Below are 18,785 nucleotides of genomic sequence, written 5' to 3' on the forward strand. Positions count from 1 at the left end.
CGTATTCGGTCGAGTGACTTTCGAGCCCCGTTTCGCCCTGCGTTGGGGAGAACAAAAGTACGGGTCACCCTGTCCGTGCAGCGGACAGAATTGCGTCGAGAGCCGCCATTTGGTTCAGGCCGTCCTCGGCGGGTTTGCTCAGACGTCCTCCATCAGCCACGGCCCGTGACATGGCGTCAACCATCCCTCCGTACTGGTTATGGCCGTCGAAAACGAGGTCTTTGACCGAGTCGGCCGTGCGGAGTTGGGCGGTCGGTCGAGCCGGAGGAAGATAAGCGTCGGGGACTTCGATCACGCCGGTCGTGCCGACCAACTCGTATGTACAGCGAAAGGGCTGTTCGAAGCTGCAATCCACTTGCCCGAGCACCCCGTTGGGAAACCGCAGACTGGCTGTCAGCGAGAGGTCGACCCCGGTCGGCCCGAACCGAGCCGCGGCCCCGTAAGCGTCGGGCTCGACACCCGCGAAGAGCCGTGCCGTGCTCACTCCATAGCAGCCGACATCCCAAAGTGCTCCACCGCCCCGTGCGGGATCGAGTCGCCAGTCTCCTGGGTCGACTGTGATCGAGAACGAGGAGCGGACCAAGCGAAGCTCGCCGATCGCTCCTTCGGCCACCAGACGCCTGAGTGCCTCGGTCCTCGGCTGATGCCCCCACATGAACGCTTCCATCAAGACCACGCCACGAGCCTTGCAATGGGCGACCATGTCGCGGGCCTCGGCCGCGTTCAGCGCCAACGGCTTCTCACAGAGAACGTGCTTTCCAGCGTCGGCGGCCGCAAACACCCACTGGCGATGGAGTTCATTTGGCAGCGGAATATAGACCGCATCCACTTCTGGGTCAGCAAGGATCTCTTCATAAGATCCATAGGCGTTCGGAATTGAAAACTCAGTCGCCCAGGCGCGGGCCGTCTCCTGGTTGCGGCTGGCGATCGCTTGGAGATGGTTTTGGCTTGAGGCGCGGATCCCGGGAATGAGACCACGGCGCGTGATCCGGGCGCACCCGAGGATGCCCCAACGCAGCTTCGGGTTGGCAGTCATGGGCAGTTCGACTCCTAGATTTTCTGGGGCGATTCAATCCGACCTCGGCCACCTTCGCCGAACCTGGCTTCGAGGGCAAGGGGGAGGTCTTCTCTCCAAATCTGAGAAAGTTCAGTAGGACGCTGGTGACCACCGAGCCGACCGATTCTTGTAGGGTGTCGCTCCTGACAATTCTCAAACAAGTGAGCGCGCAAAAAAAAACGCCCCGACCCTTCCGTGAGGAAGAATCGGGGCGTCTTTGAAGGATTCCGGCGATCACCGACTTTCGCGCCAAAGGCACTATCATGGGCCTGACGGGCTTAACGGCCGTGTTCGGAATGGGAACGGGTGGGACCCCGTCAGTATGTTCGCCGGAAAAGCAACCGGCAGGCGATCAAACCCGCCGGTTACGTTGTGCTCAAGCTTCACAGTGGTTGTCACGCAAGATCCTACCGCCACTTCGATGGGCATGACCAACCGACTTCGAGTCTCTTCACGACGCGTGGTCCCCGTTATTGGATGGGAATACGTCGCCGTGTGATCGATCGAATGCGATCGGTGAATGATGCAACCCTGATTCCTGTCCGTATCGAATCCCCAAAGGGAGCCGGCGGACGGATCGGGGTGGTCAAGCGATCGGCTGTTAGGACCGGTCGGCTGCGGCGATCACTCGCCGTGCACTCCCGGCCTATCGACCTGGTCGTCTTCCAGGAGCCTTCGCACTTGCGTGCTGGAAACCTCGTCTTGAAGAGGGCTTCGCGCTTAGATGCCTTCAGCGCTTATCCTTTCCCGACCTAGCTACTCGGCGATGCCCTGAGCAGAACAGCCGATACACCAGAGGTCGGTCCTCCCAATCCTCTCGTACTAGGGAGACCCTTCGCAAGTTTCCTACGCCCACGGCAGATAGGGACCGACCTGTCTCACGACGGTCTGAACCCAGCTCGCGTACCGCTTTCATTGGCGAACAGCCAAACCCTTGGGACCTTCTCCAGCCCCAGGATGCGATGAGCCGACATCGAGGTGCCAAACCTCCCCGCCGCTATGGACGCTCGGGGAGATCAGCCTGTTATCCCCGGAGTACCTTTTATCTGTTGAGCGACGGCCTTCCATCCAGCACCGCCGGATCACTAACGCCGACTTTCGTCCCTGCTCGACTGATGGGTCTCGCAGTCAGGCACCCTTCTACGTTTGCGCTCATGTTGCCAGATTGCCGACCTGGCCGAGGGTACCATTGCACTCCTCCGTTACTCTTTGGGAGGAGACCGCCCCAGTCAAACTGCCCGATGAGCATGGTCCCGGTCCGGGCTACGGACCGGTGAGGATCAGAGTCATTTCAGGTGGTATTTCACCGATGGCTCCCCGACGGCTGGCGCCGCCGGATCACGGCCTCCACCTATGCTACACAGAAAGGACGCTGACCCAATGCCAACCTGCAGTAAAGGTTCACGGGTCTTTCCGTCTGACCGCGGGTACGTGGCATCTTCACCACGGCTACAGTTTCACCGGGTCCCTCGTGGAGACAGTGCTCCAGTCGTTACGCCATTCATGCAGGTCGGAACTTACCCGACAAGGAACTTCGCTACCTTAGGACCGTCATAGTTACGGCCGCCGTTTATCAGGGCTTCGGTCGCCAACTTCAGCTTGCGCCTCATCGGCTCCCTTAACCTACCGACACCGAGCAGGCGTCAGACTCTATACGTCCTCTTGCGAGTTGGCAGAGTCCTGTGTTTTTGATAAACAGTCGCTAGAGCCGATTCTCTGCGGCTCTCCTTGCGGAGAGCACCCCTTGTACCGAAGGTACGGGGTCATTTTGCCGAGTTCCTTCACGAGGGTTCTCCCGAACGCCTTCGGATACTCGCCTAGCACACCTGTGTCGGATTGCGGTACGGGCCAGATGGTTCGTCCCCGCGGGGCTTTTCGTGGCCGAGAGTTCATCAGGCTTCCAGATCGAATGCTGTCGGCCTTGCGGCACGGGGTAATCTAACACCCCGACCTGACTCTCCTCGGCGTCCTCCGCGGTTCAACCTTACCATCGGGTGGCGGAATATTAACCGTCTGTCCATCGGCTACGCCCTTGGGCCTCGCCTTAGGTCCCGACTGACCCTGGGCGGATTGACCTTCCCCAGGAAACCTTGTGCTTTCGGCGGACAGGCTTCCCACCTGTCTTGTCGTTACTCGTTCCGGCATTCGCACTCGCCCGCGCTCCACTGGTCGTTTCCATCCAGCTTCATTGCGGCGGGCGACGCTCTCCTACCATCAGTTTTAACCTGATCCGCGACTGCGGCACGACGCTTAGTCCCCGTCATTTTCGGCGCGGGATGGCTCGACCGGTAAGCTGTTACGCACTTTTGAAATGATGGCTGCTTCTAAGCCAACATCCCGGCTGTCACCGCGATCCCACTTCCTTTGCCACTGAGCGTCGATTTGGGGGCCTTGGTCGGCGGTCTGGGTTGTTTCCTTTGAACGTGAAGCTTATCCCCACGTTCTGACTCCGGGTCCGTCGTGCGGTATTCGGAGTTGGGTTTCGGAGGGTAGGCGGAAGCCCCTACCGAATTCCGTCGCTCTACCCCCGCACGATATGTCCCGAGGCTGGCCCTAAAGCCATTTCGGAGAGAACGAGCTATCTCCAGGTTTGATAAGACTTTCACTCCTCCCCACGGGTCCTCCCCCAGTTTTTCAACACTGGTGGGTTCGGTCCTCCACGACCGGTTAGGGTCGCTTCAACCTGCCCATGGGTAGTTCACCTGGTTTCGCGTCTACTGCACCCGACTATGGCGCCCGATGAAGACTCGCTTTCGCTACGGCTCCCCCCCTGAAGGGGTTAACCTGGGGCCGGATACAGTAACTCGCCGGATCATTATGCAAAAGGCACGCGGTCACGCGGCCCGAAGGCATCGCGCTCCCACCGCTTGTAGGCACGGGGTTTCAGGTTCAGTCTCCTCCCCTAATCGGGGTTCTTCCCACCGTTCGGTCGCCCTACTGGGTTCGCTATCGGTCGTCATCGAGTGCTTAGCCTTGCGGGATGGTCCCCGCCGATTCAGGCCGGGTTTCACGTGCCCGACCCTACTCGGGTACCGAAGAGGGAGTTGCATCGTCGCTTACGGGCTATCACCCGCTCTGGCGCTCCGTTCCAGGAGGCTTCAGCTGACGCTCACTCATCCCATGTTATCGGCCCCACGACCCCGAGTGGTGTCCCACTCGGTTTAGGCTGATCCCCGTTCGCTCGCCGCTACTGAGGGAGTCTCGGTTGATTTCCTTTCCTCCGGGTACTGAGATGTTTCAGTTCCCCGGGTCTCTACAGGCATTCCAGGATCGACGTTCGTTGGGCAACTCCCCTGGACTTATCGCAGCCTTCCACGCCTGTCTCTCTGATGACGCCTAGGCATCCCCCCCGTGCCCTTAGGAGCTTGACCACGCCGATCCGGACGCCGCGGTTCCTCGAAAGAAACTCGACAGCCGAAAAGGCGAGGGGTCAGTCCCCGATCTCTCTCTTCGATCGAGTGCCCAGTGTCTCGCGACACAGGACCACTCTCACTTGGGTAACGATCCCAATGTGAGGTCGGTTGCTTCACAGCAAGCGACTCTCACGCATCCGTAAGGGTTCCACTGTATTGTGGAGAGATTCTTCTACTTGGTCTGCCACGACCATTTGTTTGCGGTTCTCACTTGCGTGACCTAACCACCGGATTGTGAAAGAGCAACCGAACCCCAACGACAGACCCTCCGGCCGAAACCGGAGAGCATCCATCTTTGAGATCCGCACTGGCCGCTGGCCAGGGGGCAACGCCGCGAACGGCCCTGCCCCGCACCCAGCAGTGCAAGCAAGAAGCAAACGAAATTAGCCAAGAAGACAGCCCCTCGGATGAGGGGCCTCTTCATCGATCGATCGTGTTCGTGGTCAGAGAACCTTCGTGGGAAGCCGGCGTAAATACCATCTGATCAAGGAGACGGTGCCGATGCGGCCCTTCTTGAATCGGGTCGATGACCGAAGTCATGTCTCACGATCCTCAGAGCCGAGATTTTCTAAGAAAAATCCTTAGAAAGGAGGTGATCCAACCGCAGGTTCCCCTACGGTTACCTTGTTACGACTTAGTCCCCATCACGGGTTTCATCTTCGGCGCCTGCCTTGCGGCTCCGGCGACTTCGGATGCCCCCCGCTTTGGTGGCTTGACGGGCGGTGTGTACAAGGCTCAGGAACACATTCACCGCGGCATGCTGATCCGCGATTACTAGCGATTCCAGCTTCATGCGGGCGGGTTGCAGCCCGCAATCCGAACTGAGGAACGGTTTTTGCGATTAGCGTGACTTTGCAGCCTAGCAACGCTCTGTCCGCCCCATTGTAGTACGTGTGCAGCCCCAAGCATAAGGGCCATGAGGACTTGACGTCATCCCGCCTTCCTCCGGCTTAACGCCGGCGGTCTGTCTAGAGTTCCCACCATTACGTGCTGGCAACTAGACACAGGGGTTTCGCTCGTTAGGGACTTAACCCAACACCTCACGGCACGAGCTGACGACAGCCATGCAGCACCTGTGCACGTTGTACCTTGCGGCCTCACCGACGTTTCCGCCGGCTAATCCGTGCATGTCAAGCCTGGGATAAGGTTTTGCGTAGCCTCGAATTAAGCCACATACTCCACCGCTTGTGTGAGCCCCGTCAATTCCTTTGAGTTTCAGCCTTGCGACCATACTCCCCAGGCGGGGTACTTCACGGTTTCCTACGACAGGAGCCCATCGGCGAGCCCCTATCCAGTACCCATCGTTTACGGCCAGGACTACCGGGTATCTAATCCCGTTCGCTCCCTGGCTTTCGCGTCTCAGCGTCAGTAGGCATCCAGGACCTCGCTTTCGCCACGGGCGTTCCTTCCGATCTCAACGCATTTCACCGCTCCACCGGAAGTTCCAGGTCCCCTATGCCCTCCAGACTCGTCGTATCCGCGCCACTTCCCGGTTGAGCCGGGGATTTCAACGACAGACGCACGAATCCGCCTACACGCGCTTAAGCCCAATGATTCCGAATAACGTTCGCACGGTTCGTCTTACCGCGGCTGCTGGCACGAACTTAGCCCGTGCTTCCTCCAGGGATCAATCAAGGTCTTACGACCCTTTTCCCCTCGACAGGAGTTTACAACCCGAAGGCCTTCATCCTCCACGCGGCGTCGCTCGGTCAGGCTTGCGCCCATTGCCGAAGATTCTCGACTGCAGCCTCCGTAGGAGTCTGGGCAGTGTCTCAGTCCCAGTGTGCCGGGCCACGCTCGCACGCCCGGTAGGCATCGCAGCCTTGGTGGGCCATTACCCGCCAACAAGCTAATACCACGACAGCCCGTCCCAAGACGCCGAAGCTTTGGCAAAACACCGATGCCGGTGTCGTTGCGTCGCTGGGGATTACCCGCGGTTTCCGCGGCTATACCCAATCTTGGGGTTGGTTACCGTCGCCTTACTCACCCTGCGCACTGGCCTTGCGGCCCGTTCGACTTGCATGCCTAATCCACGCCGCCAACGTTCATTCTGAGCCAGGATCAAACCCTTCGAGATTGGTCGTCTCCCTGCTCCGAGGAGCAAGAGATCCAGTCCTCACCTTCAAAAGGGTTGAGGAATTTGCTAACTGGTCGCAGCTCGAGTTCGCCGGGGCAAGCCCCTGCTGGCTCGTGCTGTTGGCTGTTGGATCCGTCTCCGTCGCGATTCGACCTCCAACCAAACGGGGTCGAGACGACTCAAACGGCTCCACGCCGGCTTCCCTCAAAGGTTCTCTTCAACCACAAGAACCACGATCGACCGGATTGTCAAAGAACGAACGTGCTGCCGAAGCAATTGGCCGGAGTGACTTGCCCTTGAAGGCGTGTCACGCCGGCCCACCTACCGACAACATCGCGGCCCGCTGTCATGGTGAGCGGTTTCCCGTTCCCAGGTCAGCCGGCCGTTTCGTTGTCACCCGTGGTGACACAGGCGACAAGGGGAATAATACCCAGATCCGAGCCAGAGTCAACCACTTCCTCTCAAATCCCTCACAAGTTTTACTTAAATCCTTGGTAAATCAGGTGTTCAGGGTGACTCGATTCTTTGCGAGTCGTGACAGGCACCTCCGCTGACCGGGGGAATCAGGGCGATTTCCGATCCCTTCACGATCGTCATTTGGTCGGAAGCGTATTCCGAATCGATGGCGATCATCAGATTTGGGACGAGGGGGGCCAGTTCCGGGTAGTCACGGGCGATCTGCAGCCTGAGGCTGGCGACGGTTGAGGCCTCAGGTAGGTTGAGGGTGAGCACGGATTGTCCGGCCAGTTGTTTGGCCAAGGCGAAGAGTCGGATGGTGACTTGCAAAGGAGTTGCTCGCTCTCTTCGCTGTTAGTAAGTGGAGGGCAGCGACGGAATCCTATCCCAACTCGCTTCGACGGATTTGCCGCGGTCTGTTGTCATTGAGGTGGAGAGCGAATCCATCGTTGGTAGTCTTCGGGTGTGTCGAGATCCTCGAGAGCTCCTGATTCGTCGACCGCGACTTCAATGACCTCTGAGGCGTGGAGCGCGACCAGCGCATTCAGTCCGACACCCTGGGGGAGTTCGCGACTTTGAATCGCCAGGGTCCAGGGTAAGACGATGGGGTGACCACGTCGCCCTTGGTAGGTTGGTATCAGGATCGCTTCGGGAACGGTCTCGGAATGTTTCATAAGTTGAGCGACGAGCGCGGCGGTGATACCGAGGCTGTCGGCCGGTGTGAGCATGACTGCAGATGGACAGTCCGATCGTTCCAGGTGAGCCAGGCCGATCTCGAACGAGGCCCGCATGTCGGGGGGGCGGTTCTCCGCAATCTTGACGATGGCCCCTGCCCTGTCGGCTTCGTCGATCAGAGTACTTGCCCCGGCTGCATCGCGAGGCGGAGTGATGACGACAACCGGCTTTGCTCCCCCCTGCCCCAGGGCGTGGACAACCCGGGCGATCACTGTCCGGCCGTCGATGGGCAGGATCAGCTTGGGCCGGCCCATCCGTTCGCTCCGCCCGGCGGCGGGAACGATTGAGGCGATCATGCGAGGGGGCGCCCGGCAACCGGGACTTCGTCGGGAGCCGGTTCGATCGTCGGGCGCGTGGCCTGGCCGCCCGGTCCCAGGTTGCGCCTGGCGATCAGCTCAGCCACAATACTGATCGCGATTTCAGGGACGGTCTGCGAACCGATGTCCAGCCCGACCGGCGCGGCCACGCGTCCGAGGGCCGACTCAGAAAAGCCCATGTCTCGCAAACTCGCGAAGATGAGCCGGATTTTGCGGCGGCTGCCGATCAGGCCGACGTACGTTGCGGGGGTCGAGGCCAGATGATAGAGCGCTTCCTGATCGTGGCCATGGCCCCTGGTGACGATCAGAGCATAAGTTCGCGATGTGATCTCCAACGCGGGGAGAACTTCATCGATCGGTCCGACGACGATCCGCGTCGCCATGGGAAATCGCTCGGAGTTGGCATACTGATGTCGGTCGTCGACGACCCAGACCTCGAAGTCGGCCTGAGCGGCGAGGTTGGCGACCCCCTGCCCCACGTGTCCTCCCCCAACCACGACGAGGCGGATCCGAGGTAAGGTCGGTAAAAAGGCCACCCCGGCTTGGACGCTGGGCCGAGGTCGATCGGAGAGCGGACGCACACCTTTGACCGCTGCACCCGGTATTTCGGTTGCCGGCCAGGCCGCTGTGAGCGTCCCATCGTGATCGAACAGGAACCGGCACCCGAGTGGCAGCCCCGCGCGAACCGCGTCAATGACGACAGCTTCGGTATACCCTTCGCCGGATTCGAGGAGCCGCTGATAGGCTCGGATGTAAGTCAGCGGATCGGGCCCGCGGAGGGCCTCGGTGGCGATGACCATTTTCCCGCCGCAGATCAGGCCGTCGGCCCAGGCATAGTCGTGGTCGAGGATGAACGAGTGAACCTCCGCGCCCGACTCACCGATGCGGCGGATCGCCTTTTGTTTCACCTCGGCCTCGACGCATCCCCCTCCGAGCGTACCGGCCTGACCGCCGTCGGGGTCGACGACCATCAAGGCCCCCGCTTTTTGGGGGGTCGAACCCTTGGTCTCGACCACCTGGCAAATGATCTGTTCCCGACCGCGCTCCAGGGCGTCGGTCAACCTTTGCAGCACGTCGCGCATCGCGCCTTGGCCCTACCCGATCGAGGCAAATCGTAAGGCTGTCACCATGCCAAGGCTATCCCGTCCGTCGTCATTCGACAATCGGGCACTTCGATCGTACCGCAGGATTGTCTCGACGAGTCCCACACGTTGCGCTGCGAGACTCCGCGGATCGGTTTGCCTGCCCTACCGGGCGGACCGCCATTGTGATCGAACACTTCGTATCATCCGGTCCGCAATGCCAGACCTGTGTCGGCGTCGAACCAGGCTGCGAGATTCGGGTCGATCTGAATTGGGACACGGTCGCCGACCCGGATCGCACTGCTAGGCGAAATCCGGAGGCTGAGTGGGTGCGGCCCGAGGTGGACCGTTGCAATCGTCTCGTGCCCGAGCGGCTCGAGTCGGCGCACTTCGGCAGAAGTGTTCAAACGGGTGGCCGCTGTGGACTCCCCATCTGCCAGAGCGATCTGTTCGGGGCGAACCCCGAGGTCGGCTCGGGCCCGTTTCCGCTCGCGAAGCGGTTCAGTCCAACCCAAGCCAATCGCTGTCGTCCAGGTCGACTCCAAGGGCGTGCCCGCGACGTGGATCCTGATCGATTCCGCCGACCATTCAATCTCACAGGGGAGAACGTTCATCGGCGGGCTACCGATGAATTCGGCGACGAACCGGCTCGCTGGGTGGTGATAGACTTCCAGGGGAGTCCCTGCCTGAACCACCCGCCCTTGGTCCATCACGGCGATTCGGCCCCCCATCGCCATTGCCTCGGCCTGGTCGTGGGTGACGTGGATCATCGTCGTTCCGAGCTTTCGGTGAAGATCGATGAGCTCGGCCCTCATCGACGCACGGAGCGGGGCGTCGAGGCTCGAAAACGGCTCATCGAGCAGAAATACGCGGGGCTCACGGACGATCGCACGTCCCAGCGCGACCCGCTGACGCTGGCCCCCTGAAAGTGTCGCTGGCCAGCGGTTGAGGAGTTCGTCCAGGCCGAGCCGGGCCGAAACCGCCGTGACTCGACTCAGAATCTCAGGCTTCGGGAAACGCCGGGCGCGGAGGCCGAACGCGAGGTTTCCATGGACCGAGAGATGAGGGTAGAGCGCGGGGGTCTGAAACACCATCGCGATGTCGCGATCCGCCGGAGACAGTCCATCGGCCCTCTGTTCGCCGATCCAGAGACTTCCCGCAGTGGGCGTTTCCAGCCCAGCGATGAGCCGCAAGAGGGTGCTCTTCCCCGAACCCGAGGGCCCGACCAGTACGAACAGTTCGCCATCACCGATGTCGAGGTCGATCGCCGAGACTGCCGAGACCTCCCCAGGATAAGTCTTCGAGATATTCTTCAATGCGACCTGAGCCAACGACCCTCCCCCTCATTCAGTAACTGATTGTTCGGGCTCCCCAGATCATACCTTGGCGGGAGCCGAAGTGGTCCATCCTTAAAAGAAGGTGTCGGGACGCCGATTGGTGTGCGACTGAGAACCGGCCGGTCCTGCTGTGTGATTCCTTCAAAGCTCAACTCACGCTTCGTGGAGAATCCGCTTGCCGGATGCATCGCAAAAGTGCTGCATTTTCGCCGGGTTTTATGGCCCTTTTGGGGCGAAATCAAGGGCGAAGGATTCTTGTTGCTCCAGGTTGGGGGTGGTGTTAAACTTTCCTTAAATGTGTGGTCGATGAGATCATGCACGAAATCCATGAAAACATGACGCGACGCTCGACTTTTCCGACGAGGGAGTGGCCCGATGTTTCAGCTCAAGAATGGGTCGAACCGGGATTGTGACGGGGTGACTCGGCGCGATGTTCTTCGAGTCGGATCGCTCTCGGCGCTCGGGTTGGGCTTGCCCGAATTTCTTCGGGCTCGGGCGATGGCGGGATCGCCGGGCAAAGAGGTGTCGTGCATCCTGCTCTGGCTTCAGGGTGGGATCAGCCATATCGATAGTTTCGATCCCAAGCCCGAGGCTCCGGCCGAGATCCGAGGTGAGTTCGGGGTCATCGATACCAAAGTTGCCGGCATCCAGGTGTGCGACCCGCTGCCCAGGCTTGCTCAGCACCAGGATAAGTTTTCGATCCTCCGCTCGCTCAACCCGCGCAATGGTTCGCACGGAGTGGCCGACGCGTACATGATGACGGGGCATCCGTTCAACCAGTCGGTCACTTTCCCTTCGTTTGGAGCGGTCGTTGCGAAGGAGAAGGGGGACCGGAACAGCATGCCTCCTTACGTCCAACTTGGCGTGGCGATCGACCAGCGGTTTGGCGGCGGAGTGGCTGGCTTCCTGGGGGATCAGTTCAACCCGTTCGTCCTCCCTGGTGATGCGTCGAGCCCCAGCTTTACGGTCCGCGACGTGACCTTGCCCGGCGGCGTGGACCATGAACGCTTCCAGCGCCGGATGAAAGTGCTCGAAACCGTCGACACCTGGCAGGCCCAGTTCGAGTCGAGCACCGCGGCGCTCGAGGCGGCCGACACCTTCTATGAAAAGGCGTACAACCTGGTCACCGCGCCTCAGGCGAAGAAGGCGTTTGACATCGGCCGTGAAGACCCTCGGATTCGTGACCGGTATGGCCGCCATTCGCTGGGACAGGGCTGTTTGCTGGCGCGTCGACTGATCGAGTCAGGCGTCCGGTTTGTCACCGTCACCGACGGCGGCTGGGACACGCACCAAAATAATTTCACCTCGCTCAGGGACAGGCTACTCCCACGGCTCGACACGGCTCTCTCGGGCCTACTTCAAGACCTCTCCGACCGCGGGATGCTGGAATCGACGCTCGTCTTGACCCTGAGCGACTTTGGCCGGACACCGAAGGTCAACCCGTCTGCGGGGCGTGACCACTGGTCCACCGCTGGCATCGCGCTGTTGGCTGGGGGCGGGATCCGGCCTGGAGTCGCCGTGGGCTCCACCAATGCCCTGGGTGAGCAACCCACGGAGGCGCCGTACTACACGGAAGATCTCGCTGCCACGCTCTACCATGGGCTGGGTATCCCTCTCGATACCACCCATGTCACTCCGGACGGTCGCCCGATCCAGATCAATTACGAAGGTCGTCCGATTCGCGAGCTGGTTTGAATTTGATCTGGTGTTGGTCCGTGACCCAGGCGGCCGAAATCGGCCGCCTTTTTTCATGCGCTTGACGACGGAACGCGGGACCCGAGCCGATGTCGCGCGGCCTCAGCCCGTCTTGCGCAGAACCTGGATCCACGCAGAGGGATCGGGCAAATGGGAACGGAAATGCGAGGAGGGATCGCTCGATTTGCGCATAAAAAAATGAGGGCGAATGGCCGGTCAATACCGGCCATCCGCCCTCAATTGACTCAGAAGCCCTGGCCCGAGGGGACCACGGACTGGTAGGAGGGGGCTGCGCAGGTGTCGCAGGGAGCGGGGGCCGCGTAGACGACCTGGGTCGCATGAACGCGCTTCTTGTGGAAGAGGCCGCCGAAGAGCTTCTTGCGGGGGTGGCCGCACTTCGGAGCGGGCTCACAGACCGGGGCGGGCGGGGGACAGGGGGCGACCACGACGGTCGCGACCGGTGCGCAAGTCGCGGGGGCCTTGCAGCGCTTCTTGTGGCAAGCGCTGGCATCGCTGCTCAGCAGAAGGGTGCCGAAGAGACCGGTCAGGGCCAAGGTCAACAGCTGTCGTCGCATGGACTTGTCTCCTAGATTACTTCATACTCAAAGTCAGGACCTCACGGGAGGTCCGGCAATACGAGTCTTTCGGTTGGGCAATTTCGGCGCCCTCTCGAAGAGTAGAATAAAATAAGGATCGCATTCCTGCAATGGGTTTTCCTTAATATGGGAAAAATGGGTGAGATGGGCCGCGTATTCCGCCTGTTGCTCGTCTCTGGATCTTTGGATTTCATGTGGCGTATTTCGATCGGTCATGTGCGTGTGTGAGCGTAATGGCAAACACTGAGAGTCGTCGATGTGACGAGAACGAGTCGATCCGACTGTCCGGAGCACGGTGGTGGGTGGCCTGTGCGGTCGTGTTCATCGCGGCGCTTGCGGCGACGTTGCCGACCTTGGGGGACATCGGGCTGACCTGGGACGAGCCCGCCTACCGGTACAGTCAGATCATGTCGGCCCAGTGGTGGGAGCGTTTGGCGGATGCGAGGTCCGGTGAGGAGGTCTCGGCCCTGCTTGACCCCGACGTTCTGTTGTACTACTGGCCCTATGGCCGGCACGGGATCAATTTTCATCCCCCGCTGGCGGGGCAGTTGAATCTGGCGACGCACGCACTGGTCGGACGCTGGGTGAAGGACATTCCGTCGCGGCGGTTGGCCTCGGTTCTCGAGTACGCGCTGACGATCGCGATTGGATTTGGGTTCCTTGCGCGGCGGTATGGAGTCTGGGTTGGCGGTGTGATGGCTGGGGCCTTGTTGTGTATGCCTCGGGTCTATGGCGATGGTCACATCGCGGGGACCGATATGCCCGGCCTCCTGCTCTGGGCCGCTACGGCGCTGGCGTTCTGGAAGGGCCTCCATGAACCGGGGGGGAGGCGGTGGCGAATCCTGGTCGGGGTGCTGATCGGCCTGGCGTTTGTGGAGAAGATGGCGGCCGTGCTGGTTGTGCTCCCGTTGCTCGCCTGGCTACTGGTCAGCCACCTGCCGAGAGCGTTCACCCGGGAGGGAGGTGGGAAGGCCGCCTGGATCGATGGCCTGCTGACGACGTTGGCCATGCTTTTCCCCCTTGGGGTCGCCTTCGTGGAAATTCTCCGCTTGAAGGAGAAGCTCCCGCCGCCGTTGACCACGAACCTTTTTGTCGCTCGGCCGCCGAGTGTTGTTCCCGGCATGATCCTGGCCGTCCCGCTGATGGTCTGGATCCTCCGTCGGTTGCTCGGACGGGTCTATCGCGGGAGCCTGGTCTGGGGGCAAGAGCGGCCGGCGATTGAGACCTGGACGGCCATCCTGGCGTTCGCCCCCGTCGTGAGCTGGCTGGGAAACCCGGCTTGGTGGCGCGAGACACTGCCGAGGTTGGCGCACTATTACATGCTCAATACCGATCGGCGTGGTTCGCTCCCTGATATCTGGATTCTCTACCTGGGCGAACTCTACGAATTCAGTCTGCCGTGGCACAACGGCTGGGTCTTGATTGCCGTCGTCACTCCCTTGGCGATCGTCCTGGCGGCCCTTGCCGGCATGATTTACGCGATTCGGGTTGTGCGCCAAGATCGTATCCCGCTGTACTTTCTGGTTCACTTTCTGACCTGGCCGATCCTCCGGATGCTGCCGACCCCGGCCCATGATGGGGTCCGCCTTCTGCTCCCGGCCTTCTTTTTCATGGCGGGATTGGCGGGTTGGGGGACGGTCTGGGTGGCGGACGGCCTGGCGCGTCGGCTCAGCGTACGACTCGTCTGGACTCGGAGCGTTCTGGCCGGTCTCGTACTGCTGACCTCGGCCTGGCAACTGGTCAAGGTCCATCCCTTCGAGCTTTCGTACTACAACGAGCTGATCGGCGGGCCAAAGGGGGCGCGGGAGAAGGGTTTCGAACTCGCTTACTGGTATGACGCCTTCAATCCTTCGGCGATCGCGGCGATCAATGAACTTCTGCCGCCGGGGGCCGCGGTCAGCTTTTTCACGGGCAAGGTGGAGGCGCCCACGTTCTCGGAGCTTCAGTCGTTGGGGGCCCTGAGAGGGGACATCGACCTTGGGATGAAGGACTCGAGCAAGTTCCCCTATGGCTGGCTGCTCACCCAGGATGCCAAAGCGTCGTCGCAATCACGGCTCCTGTTTGCCATGAAGCCGTTTTACTCGCTTGCTCCTGCGCAACTAGATCGACTAAGGGTTGCGTCGGTTGCCGATCCGTTGGCCGTCTCGCGCGCTGTCGCGTTGAATCTGCTTGCCTCCGGTTCGAGCGAGCCGGCTCCTCGGGTCGAGATCCCTGAGTGGGTGCGCCGGTCCGCGCCCTGGCTGGGGCGGTTCTGGGGAGAGGGACTCACGAAAGCTCCGCTTCCGCAGGTCAATGAGCCCCTGTTCGAGTGGGCCCGTGACGATCCGGCCGGTTTGCGTTCGGCCGCACAAGCCATCGTCGCGGCCGCGCCTGCGATCGTGAAAGAGGCCCCCATCACTCTCAGCTCGGGAGCCTCCGCGCTCCTGGCCGTCCTGACCCGGTTCGACAGCCAGGGCTCGCCTGACGGTCGGATCCCGGCTCGCCGGTTCGCCAACCAGCTTCTCGAGATTCGCCCCGAAGCGTTGACCGAGGCGATCGAGATCTTGATTTCTCGCCCCGAGGACGTGCGGACGGTACTGACTCGATTTGCCTACACCGACGCGGATGCGATCGGCGGCTATCTGGATCAGGCCTACGCCGCCTCGCCCGTAAAATCCGGACGTTGAGCCGGCTTTCTTGTAGGGCGTGCACGGCTCGGCAGGTTTTGCCGCCTTTGGTCTGCACTCGAGGTTTTGCCGAAACAGGTAACCGGGCGGATTTGCTCGTGTGGCCCGGACAACCAGATGTCCGGGCTCACTCACAAACCAACGCCCCCCATTCGGGTGGAAGGCGGGGAGCTCATGCTCCCCGCTCGCCAGGCCTCTTTTCTATGCGTTGACCTGTTCGCTGCCGACGGCCAAGGGTTCATCGAGCGCTTTGGTGGGGCGATGCATTCGTATGACGGTCAGGGCCAACAAGAGGGCCACCGCGCTGATTGCGGCGGCCTCCCAGAATGGAGCCGCCGGGCCGCGTCGCGCGAGCAGAAGGTTGGCGACGACGTAATTCGCCATTCGCGCCAGGGTCTGGGCCGACGAAAGGACCCCGAAGACGGCCCCTTGCTCTCGGTCAGGGGTGATCCGGGAGAGCAAACCGGTCACCGTCGGGCTGGCCAGGCCTTGGCCGACCCCCACGATGAGGGTCGCTCCGAGCAGAGTGGGAGCGCTTTCTGCCAGCGCGAGACCGACGAATCCGAGACCGAGCGTGGCAACGCCCACGAGGATCAGCCTGGGTTCACCGTACTTGGGAACCAGGCGGCGGATGAAGCCCCCTTGCACGAGGGCGCTGACGAGGCCGAGGAACGAGAAGCCAAAGGCCGCTCCGCGCGCATCCCAGTCGAGGCGTTCACGCAGGAAGAGGCTGAACGTTCCTTCGAGCGCGGCGAAGGCGAGGACGACCAGCGATCCCAGGATCACGAGCCGGCCCACTCCGGGAAGCGTCATGGTGTCGATGATCCCCCGCCAGCTCACAACCCGCGCGGCTTGCCGGGCCTGGGTGTCCTGGGGGAGCGATTCGGGGAGTCGGGTGAGGACGAGCACCCAGGCAAACGTCGAGAAGGCGGCCGCCACCAGGAACGGGATCCGCAGCCGCCATACCGGGTCGACAGGCAACTCGAGCAAGAGGCCGCCGAGGAGCGGCCCCAGCACGAAGCCGAGGCCAAATGCCATGCCGATCAGGCCCATCCCGCGCGCCCGGTTTTCCGGTTTCGTGATGTCGGCCACGTAGGCCTGGGCCACGAGGATATTGCCGCCGGAGGCTCCGTCGAGCATTCGGCCCAGGAGCATGACGGTGAAGTTTGATGAGAAGCCAAGGATCAAGAACGAGAGCGCGGTGCCCGCCTGGCTGACGATCAGGACCGGCCGACGACCGTAACGGTCGCTGAGGCGCCCAAGGATCGGACCCGCCACAAGCTGGCACAACGGATAGGCTGCGAACAGCAAGCCGATTTGTCCGCCCGAGAACCCGTACTGCTTGGCAAAGGGCGCAAGCAGAGGCATGACAATGCTGAAACCGAGCAGATCGACAAGGACGATCGTGATCACGACACCAAGCGGAGACATTAGCGGCGGTCCTCCCCCGACGCCACTTCCGCGGCGACATTAGCAGATTCGGGCCCATAGCGGGCCTCGCGCATTTGATCGGCCCGGGCCTTCACTTCCAGAAGGAGCCGGGCTTGGGCGACGATCACCGCGTATTCGACGCCAAAGGCACCGAGATTGAAGGCGATGGTCGCCGCGGCGATTCCCAGGTGCCAGAGCGGATTCAGCCCCTGCGTGTCCGCCGCGGCGCCGAGCCAGGCGGTGATCGCGATCAGGGTCATGCTCCAGAACTCGAAGCGAAACGCCTTTCGCTTGTTCTTCTTCGCCTGGTCGTTGATCCAATCGGGCAGTTGGTAGACTCGTACCACCTCCTTGGCCCACTTACCGGTGGCCAGGAAGTAGGTGTAGACGATCGAATGGACGCCGAGCGTCGCCATGGTGGTGAATAAGGCGAACAGCAAGTGAATCCCACGCCAGATCGAACCTGGCCCGCGCGGTTCGCCGCTGGCGAGTAGACCGAGGACGAAGCTGGCGATCAGGAGCGAGCCATCAGTGACGGCGAGCACGAGGAAGTAGCGAAGCATTGCATTGAGCCACTCAGCGGAGCATAGCAGCGAACCTACTGCCGAGGTCGATCGCTCTAAGGTACGCGAATGCTCCCGGTCTTGGCAACGTGACGCCCCTCACGACCCATAGCCAGGCGCGTTATAATTTTAGTTCCCTTGATGGTGCGTGACTAACGAACTCCTTTGCCTAGAGGCGGAGCCGCCAACGTGAACGACGCCTGGATCGCCGACCGGATGAAACAGATCGAAGCCTCGGGGATCCGCAAGGCGTTCGACATGTCGAAGTCGATGAAGAACCCGATCAACCTCTCGATTGGACTCCCTGACTTCGATGTCGCACAGCCGGTCAAGGCGGCCACGATCGAGGCGATCGAGCAAGGCCGCAACGCCTACACGCTCACCCAGGGCATTCCCGAACTCCGAGGCAAGCTACAATCCTCGGTCGATGCCGAATTCGGTCATCAGGACCGGCAGGTGATCGTCACTTCGGGCACGTCGGGTGCCTTGTTGCTCGCGCTTTCGTCGGTGGTCAATCCGGGGGACGAAGTGATCGTCTTCGACCCCTATTTCGTCATGTACGGCAACCTCGTGGCGCTGGCGGGCGGGACCACGGTTCTGGTCGACAGCTACCCTGACTTTCGGATCGACGTCGAGAAGGTCGCCGCCGCGATCACGGTGCGGACCAAGTGCATCGTGGTCAACTCGCCGGCCAATCCGACCGGGGCGGTCGCCTCGGCCGAGGAGATGCAGGCGCTTGCGACGCTCTGCCGCGAGCGCGGCGTCCTACTGATCAGCGACGAGGTCTATCGCGCCTTCTGCTACGACGACTCATTCGCCACCCCCGCGACCTGGAACGACCAGGTTCTGGTCGTCGACGGCTTCAGCAAGGCTCACGGCATGACCGGCTGGCGGCTCGGGTTCGCCCACGGTCCGGCCCACGTGATCCAGGAAATGGCCAAGCTTCAGCAGTTCAGCTTCGTCTGCGCTCCGAGCGTGGTTCAGTACGCCGGCGTCGTGGCCCTCGACCAGGATCTCAACACTCGGGTCGATGCCTATCGCAAGAAGCGCGACGCCGTCGTGGCGGCCCTCTCCGAAGACTTCGACCTCGCCTGTCCCGCAGGCGCTTTCTACGCGTTCCCGCGTGCCCCTTGGGGAACGGCGACCGAGTTCGTCGCCGAGGCGATCCGCCGCAACCTGCTCATCATCCCCGGCAACGTCTTCAGCAAGCGCGACACTCACTTCCGGATCTCCTACGCCGTCGATGATTCGACGCTGGCGCGCGGTCTCGAGATTCTTCGCGAGATGGCGCGGACCCCGGTGACCACCCAGGCACGCTAAAGCGGTGGATCCGGCACGTTCTCCTCTTCGGGCTGGCCGA

General features: G+C 61.7%; 11 protein-coding genes and 3 rRNA genes. 3 read left to right on the plus strand and 11 right to left on the minus strand.

From position 1 onward, the window contains the following. Nucleotides 1–64: 64 nt before the first annotated feature. The 8 genes from V5E97_RS29060 to V5E97_RS29095 all read right to left on the minus strand — a co-directional run bounded on the left by V5E97_RS29060 (nt 65) and on the right by V5E97_RS29095 (nt 10,468). The gene (locus tag V5E97_RS29060; protein WP_406695059.1) at nt 65–1,036 is read right to left on the minus strand and encodes a Gfo/Idh/MocA family protein; all 972 of its coding nucleotides are present in this window, start codon (nt 1,034–1,036) and stop codon (nt 65–67) included. 246 nt (nt 1,037–1,282) lie between these two features. After that, nucleotides 1,283–1,391, minus strand: a 5S ribosomal RNA gene (gene rrf, locus V5E97_RS29065). Between the two features lie 248 nt (nt 1,392–1,639). Then, nucleotides 1,640–4,428, minus strand: a 23S ribosomal RNA gene (locus V5E97_RS29070). 627 nt (nt 4,429–5,055) lie between these two features. After that, nucleotides 5,056–6,547, minus strand: a 16S ribosomal RNA gene (locus V5E97_RS29075). The 16S, 23S and 5S rRNA genes sit together here, the layout of an rRNA operon. Nucleotides 6,548–7,054: 507 nt before the next feature. Next, the gene (moaD, locus tag V5E97_RS29080) at nt 7,055–7,333 is read right to left on the minus strand and encodes a molybdopterin converting factor subunit 1 (protein WP_406695060.1); all 279 of its coding nucleotides are present in this window, start codon (nt 7,331–7,333) and stop codon (nt 7,055–7,057) included. A 92-nt stretch (nt 7,334–7,425) separates the two neighbouring features. Then, a complete protein-coding gene (locus tag V5E97_RS29085) occupies nt 7,426–8,034 on the minus strand; it encodes a nucleotidyltransferase family protein (RefSeq protein ID WP_406695061.1) in 609 nt (202 codons plus the stop codon). Next, nucleotides 8,031–9,137, minus strand: coding sequence for an XdhC family protein (locus tag V5E97_RS29090; protein ID WP_406695062.1), 1,107 nt, complete (start codon nt 9,135–9,137; stop codon nt 8,031–8,033). The genes V5E97_RS29085 and V5E97_RS29090 overlap by 4 nt, the downstream gene beginning before the upstream one ends. Before the next feature lie 203 nt (nt 9,138–9,340). Continuing rightward, a complete protein-coding gene (locus tag V5E97_RS29095; protein ID WP_406695063.1) occupies nt 9,341–10,468 on the minus strand; it encodes an ABC transporter ATP-binding protein in 1,128 nt (375 codons plus the stop codon). 381 nt (nt 10,469–10,849) lie between these two features. On the opposite strand from V5E97_RS29095, the gene V5E97_RS29100 reads away from it, so the two are divergent. After that, nucleotides 10,850–12,169: a DUF1501 domain-containing protein gene (locus V5E97_RS29100; protein WP_406695064.1), complete on the plus strand. Its 1,320-nt coding sequence runs from the start codon at nt 10,850–10,852 to the stop codon at nt 12,167–12,169. A 245-nt stretch (nt 12,170–12,414) separates the two neighbouring features. Here the strand turns inward: V5E97_RS29100 and V5E97_RS29105 are convergent, their stop codons facing one another. Further along, entirely contained in the window at nt 12,415–12,744 is a 330-nt protein-coding gene (locus V5E97_RS29105) for a hypothetical protein (protein WP_406695065.1), read from the minus strand. A 254-nt stretch (nt 12,745–12,998) separates the two neighbouring features. On the opposite strand from V5E97_RS29105, the gene V5E97_RS29110 reads away from it, so the two are divergent. Then, nucleotides 12,999–15,431 (plus strand): glycosyltransferase family 39 protein, encoded by a 2,433-nt coding sequence (locus V5E97_RS29110; RefSeq protein ID WP_406695066.1) that lies wholly within the window; start codon nt 12,999–13,001, stop codon nt 15,429–15,431. A 201-nt stretch (nt 15,432–15,632) separates the two neighbouring features. Here the strand turns inward: V5E97_RS29110 and V5E97_RS29115 are convergent, their stop codons facing one another. Both V5E97_RS29115 and V5E97_RS29120 read right to left on the minus strand, forming a co-directional pair. Beyond that, the gene (locus V5E97_RS29115) at nt 15,633–16,862 is read right to left on the minus strand and encodes an MFS transporter (RefSeq protein WP_406695067.1); all 1,230 of its coding nucleotides are present in this window, start codon (nt 16,860–16,862) and stop codon (nt 15,633–15,635) included. Further along, a complete protein-coding gene (locus tag V5E97_RS29120; protein WP_406695068.1) occupies nt 16,862–17,425 on the minus strand; it encodes a hypothetical protein in 564 nt (187 codons plus the stop codon). The genes V5E97_RS29115 and V5E97_RS29120 overlap by 1 nt, the downstream gene beginning before the upstream one ends. A 189-nt stretch (nt 17,426–17,614) precedes the next feature. On the opposite strand from V5E97_RS29120, the gene V5E97_RS29125 reads away from it, so the two are divergent. Then, a complete protein-coding gene (locus V5E97_RS29125) occupies nt 17,615–18,745 on the plus strand; it encodes a pyridoxal phosphate-dependent aminotransferase (RefSeq protein ID WP_406695069.1) in 1,131 nt (376 codons plus the stop codon). The last annotated feature ends 40 nt before the right edge of the window (nt 18,746–18,785 follow it).

Origin of the sequence: Singulisphaera photorubra (genome assembly GCF_045290345.1) — a bacterium.
Lineage (GTDB): Bacteria > Planctomycetota > Planctomycetia > Isosphaerales > Isosphaeraceae > Singulisphaera.

Coding starts and splice junctions, on each gene's coding strand:
- V5E97_RS29060 (WP_406695059.1), bottom strand. CDS start 1,036: ATGACTGCCAACCCGAAGCTGCGTTGGGGCATCCTCGGGTGCGCCCGG.
- V5E97_RS29085 (WP_406695061.1), bottom strand. CDS start 8,034: ATGATCGCCTCAATCGTTCCCGCCGCCGGGCGGAGCGAACGGATGGGC.
- V5E97_RS29090 (WP_406695062.1), bottom strand. CDS start 9,137: ATGCGCGACGTGCTGCAAAGGTTGACCGACGCCCTGGAGCGCGGTCGG.
- V5E97_RS29100 (WP_406695064.1), top strand. CDS start 10,850: ATGTTTCAGCTCAAGAATGGGTCGAACCGGGATTGTGACGGGGTGACT.
- V5E97_RS29105 (WP_406695065.1), bottom strand. CDS start 12,744: ATGCGACGACAGCTGTTGACCTTGGCCCTGACCGGTCTCTTCGGCACC.
- V5E97_RS29110 (WP_406695066.1), top strand. CDS start 12,999: ATGGCAAACACTGAGAGTCGTCGATGTGACGAGAACGAGTCGATCCGA.
- V5E97_RS29115 (WP_406695067.1), bottom strand. CDS start 16,862: ATGTCTCCGCTTGGTGTCGTGATCACGATCGTCCTTGTCGATCTGCTC.
- V5E97_RS29120 (WP_406695068.1), bottom strand. CDS start 17,425: ATGCTTCGCTACTTCCTCGTGCTCGCCGTCACTGATGGCTCGCTCCTG.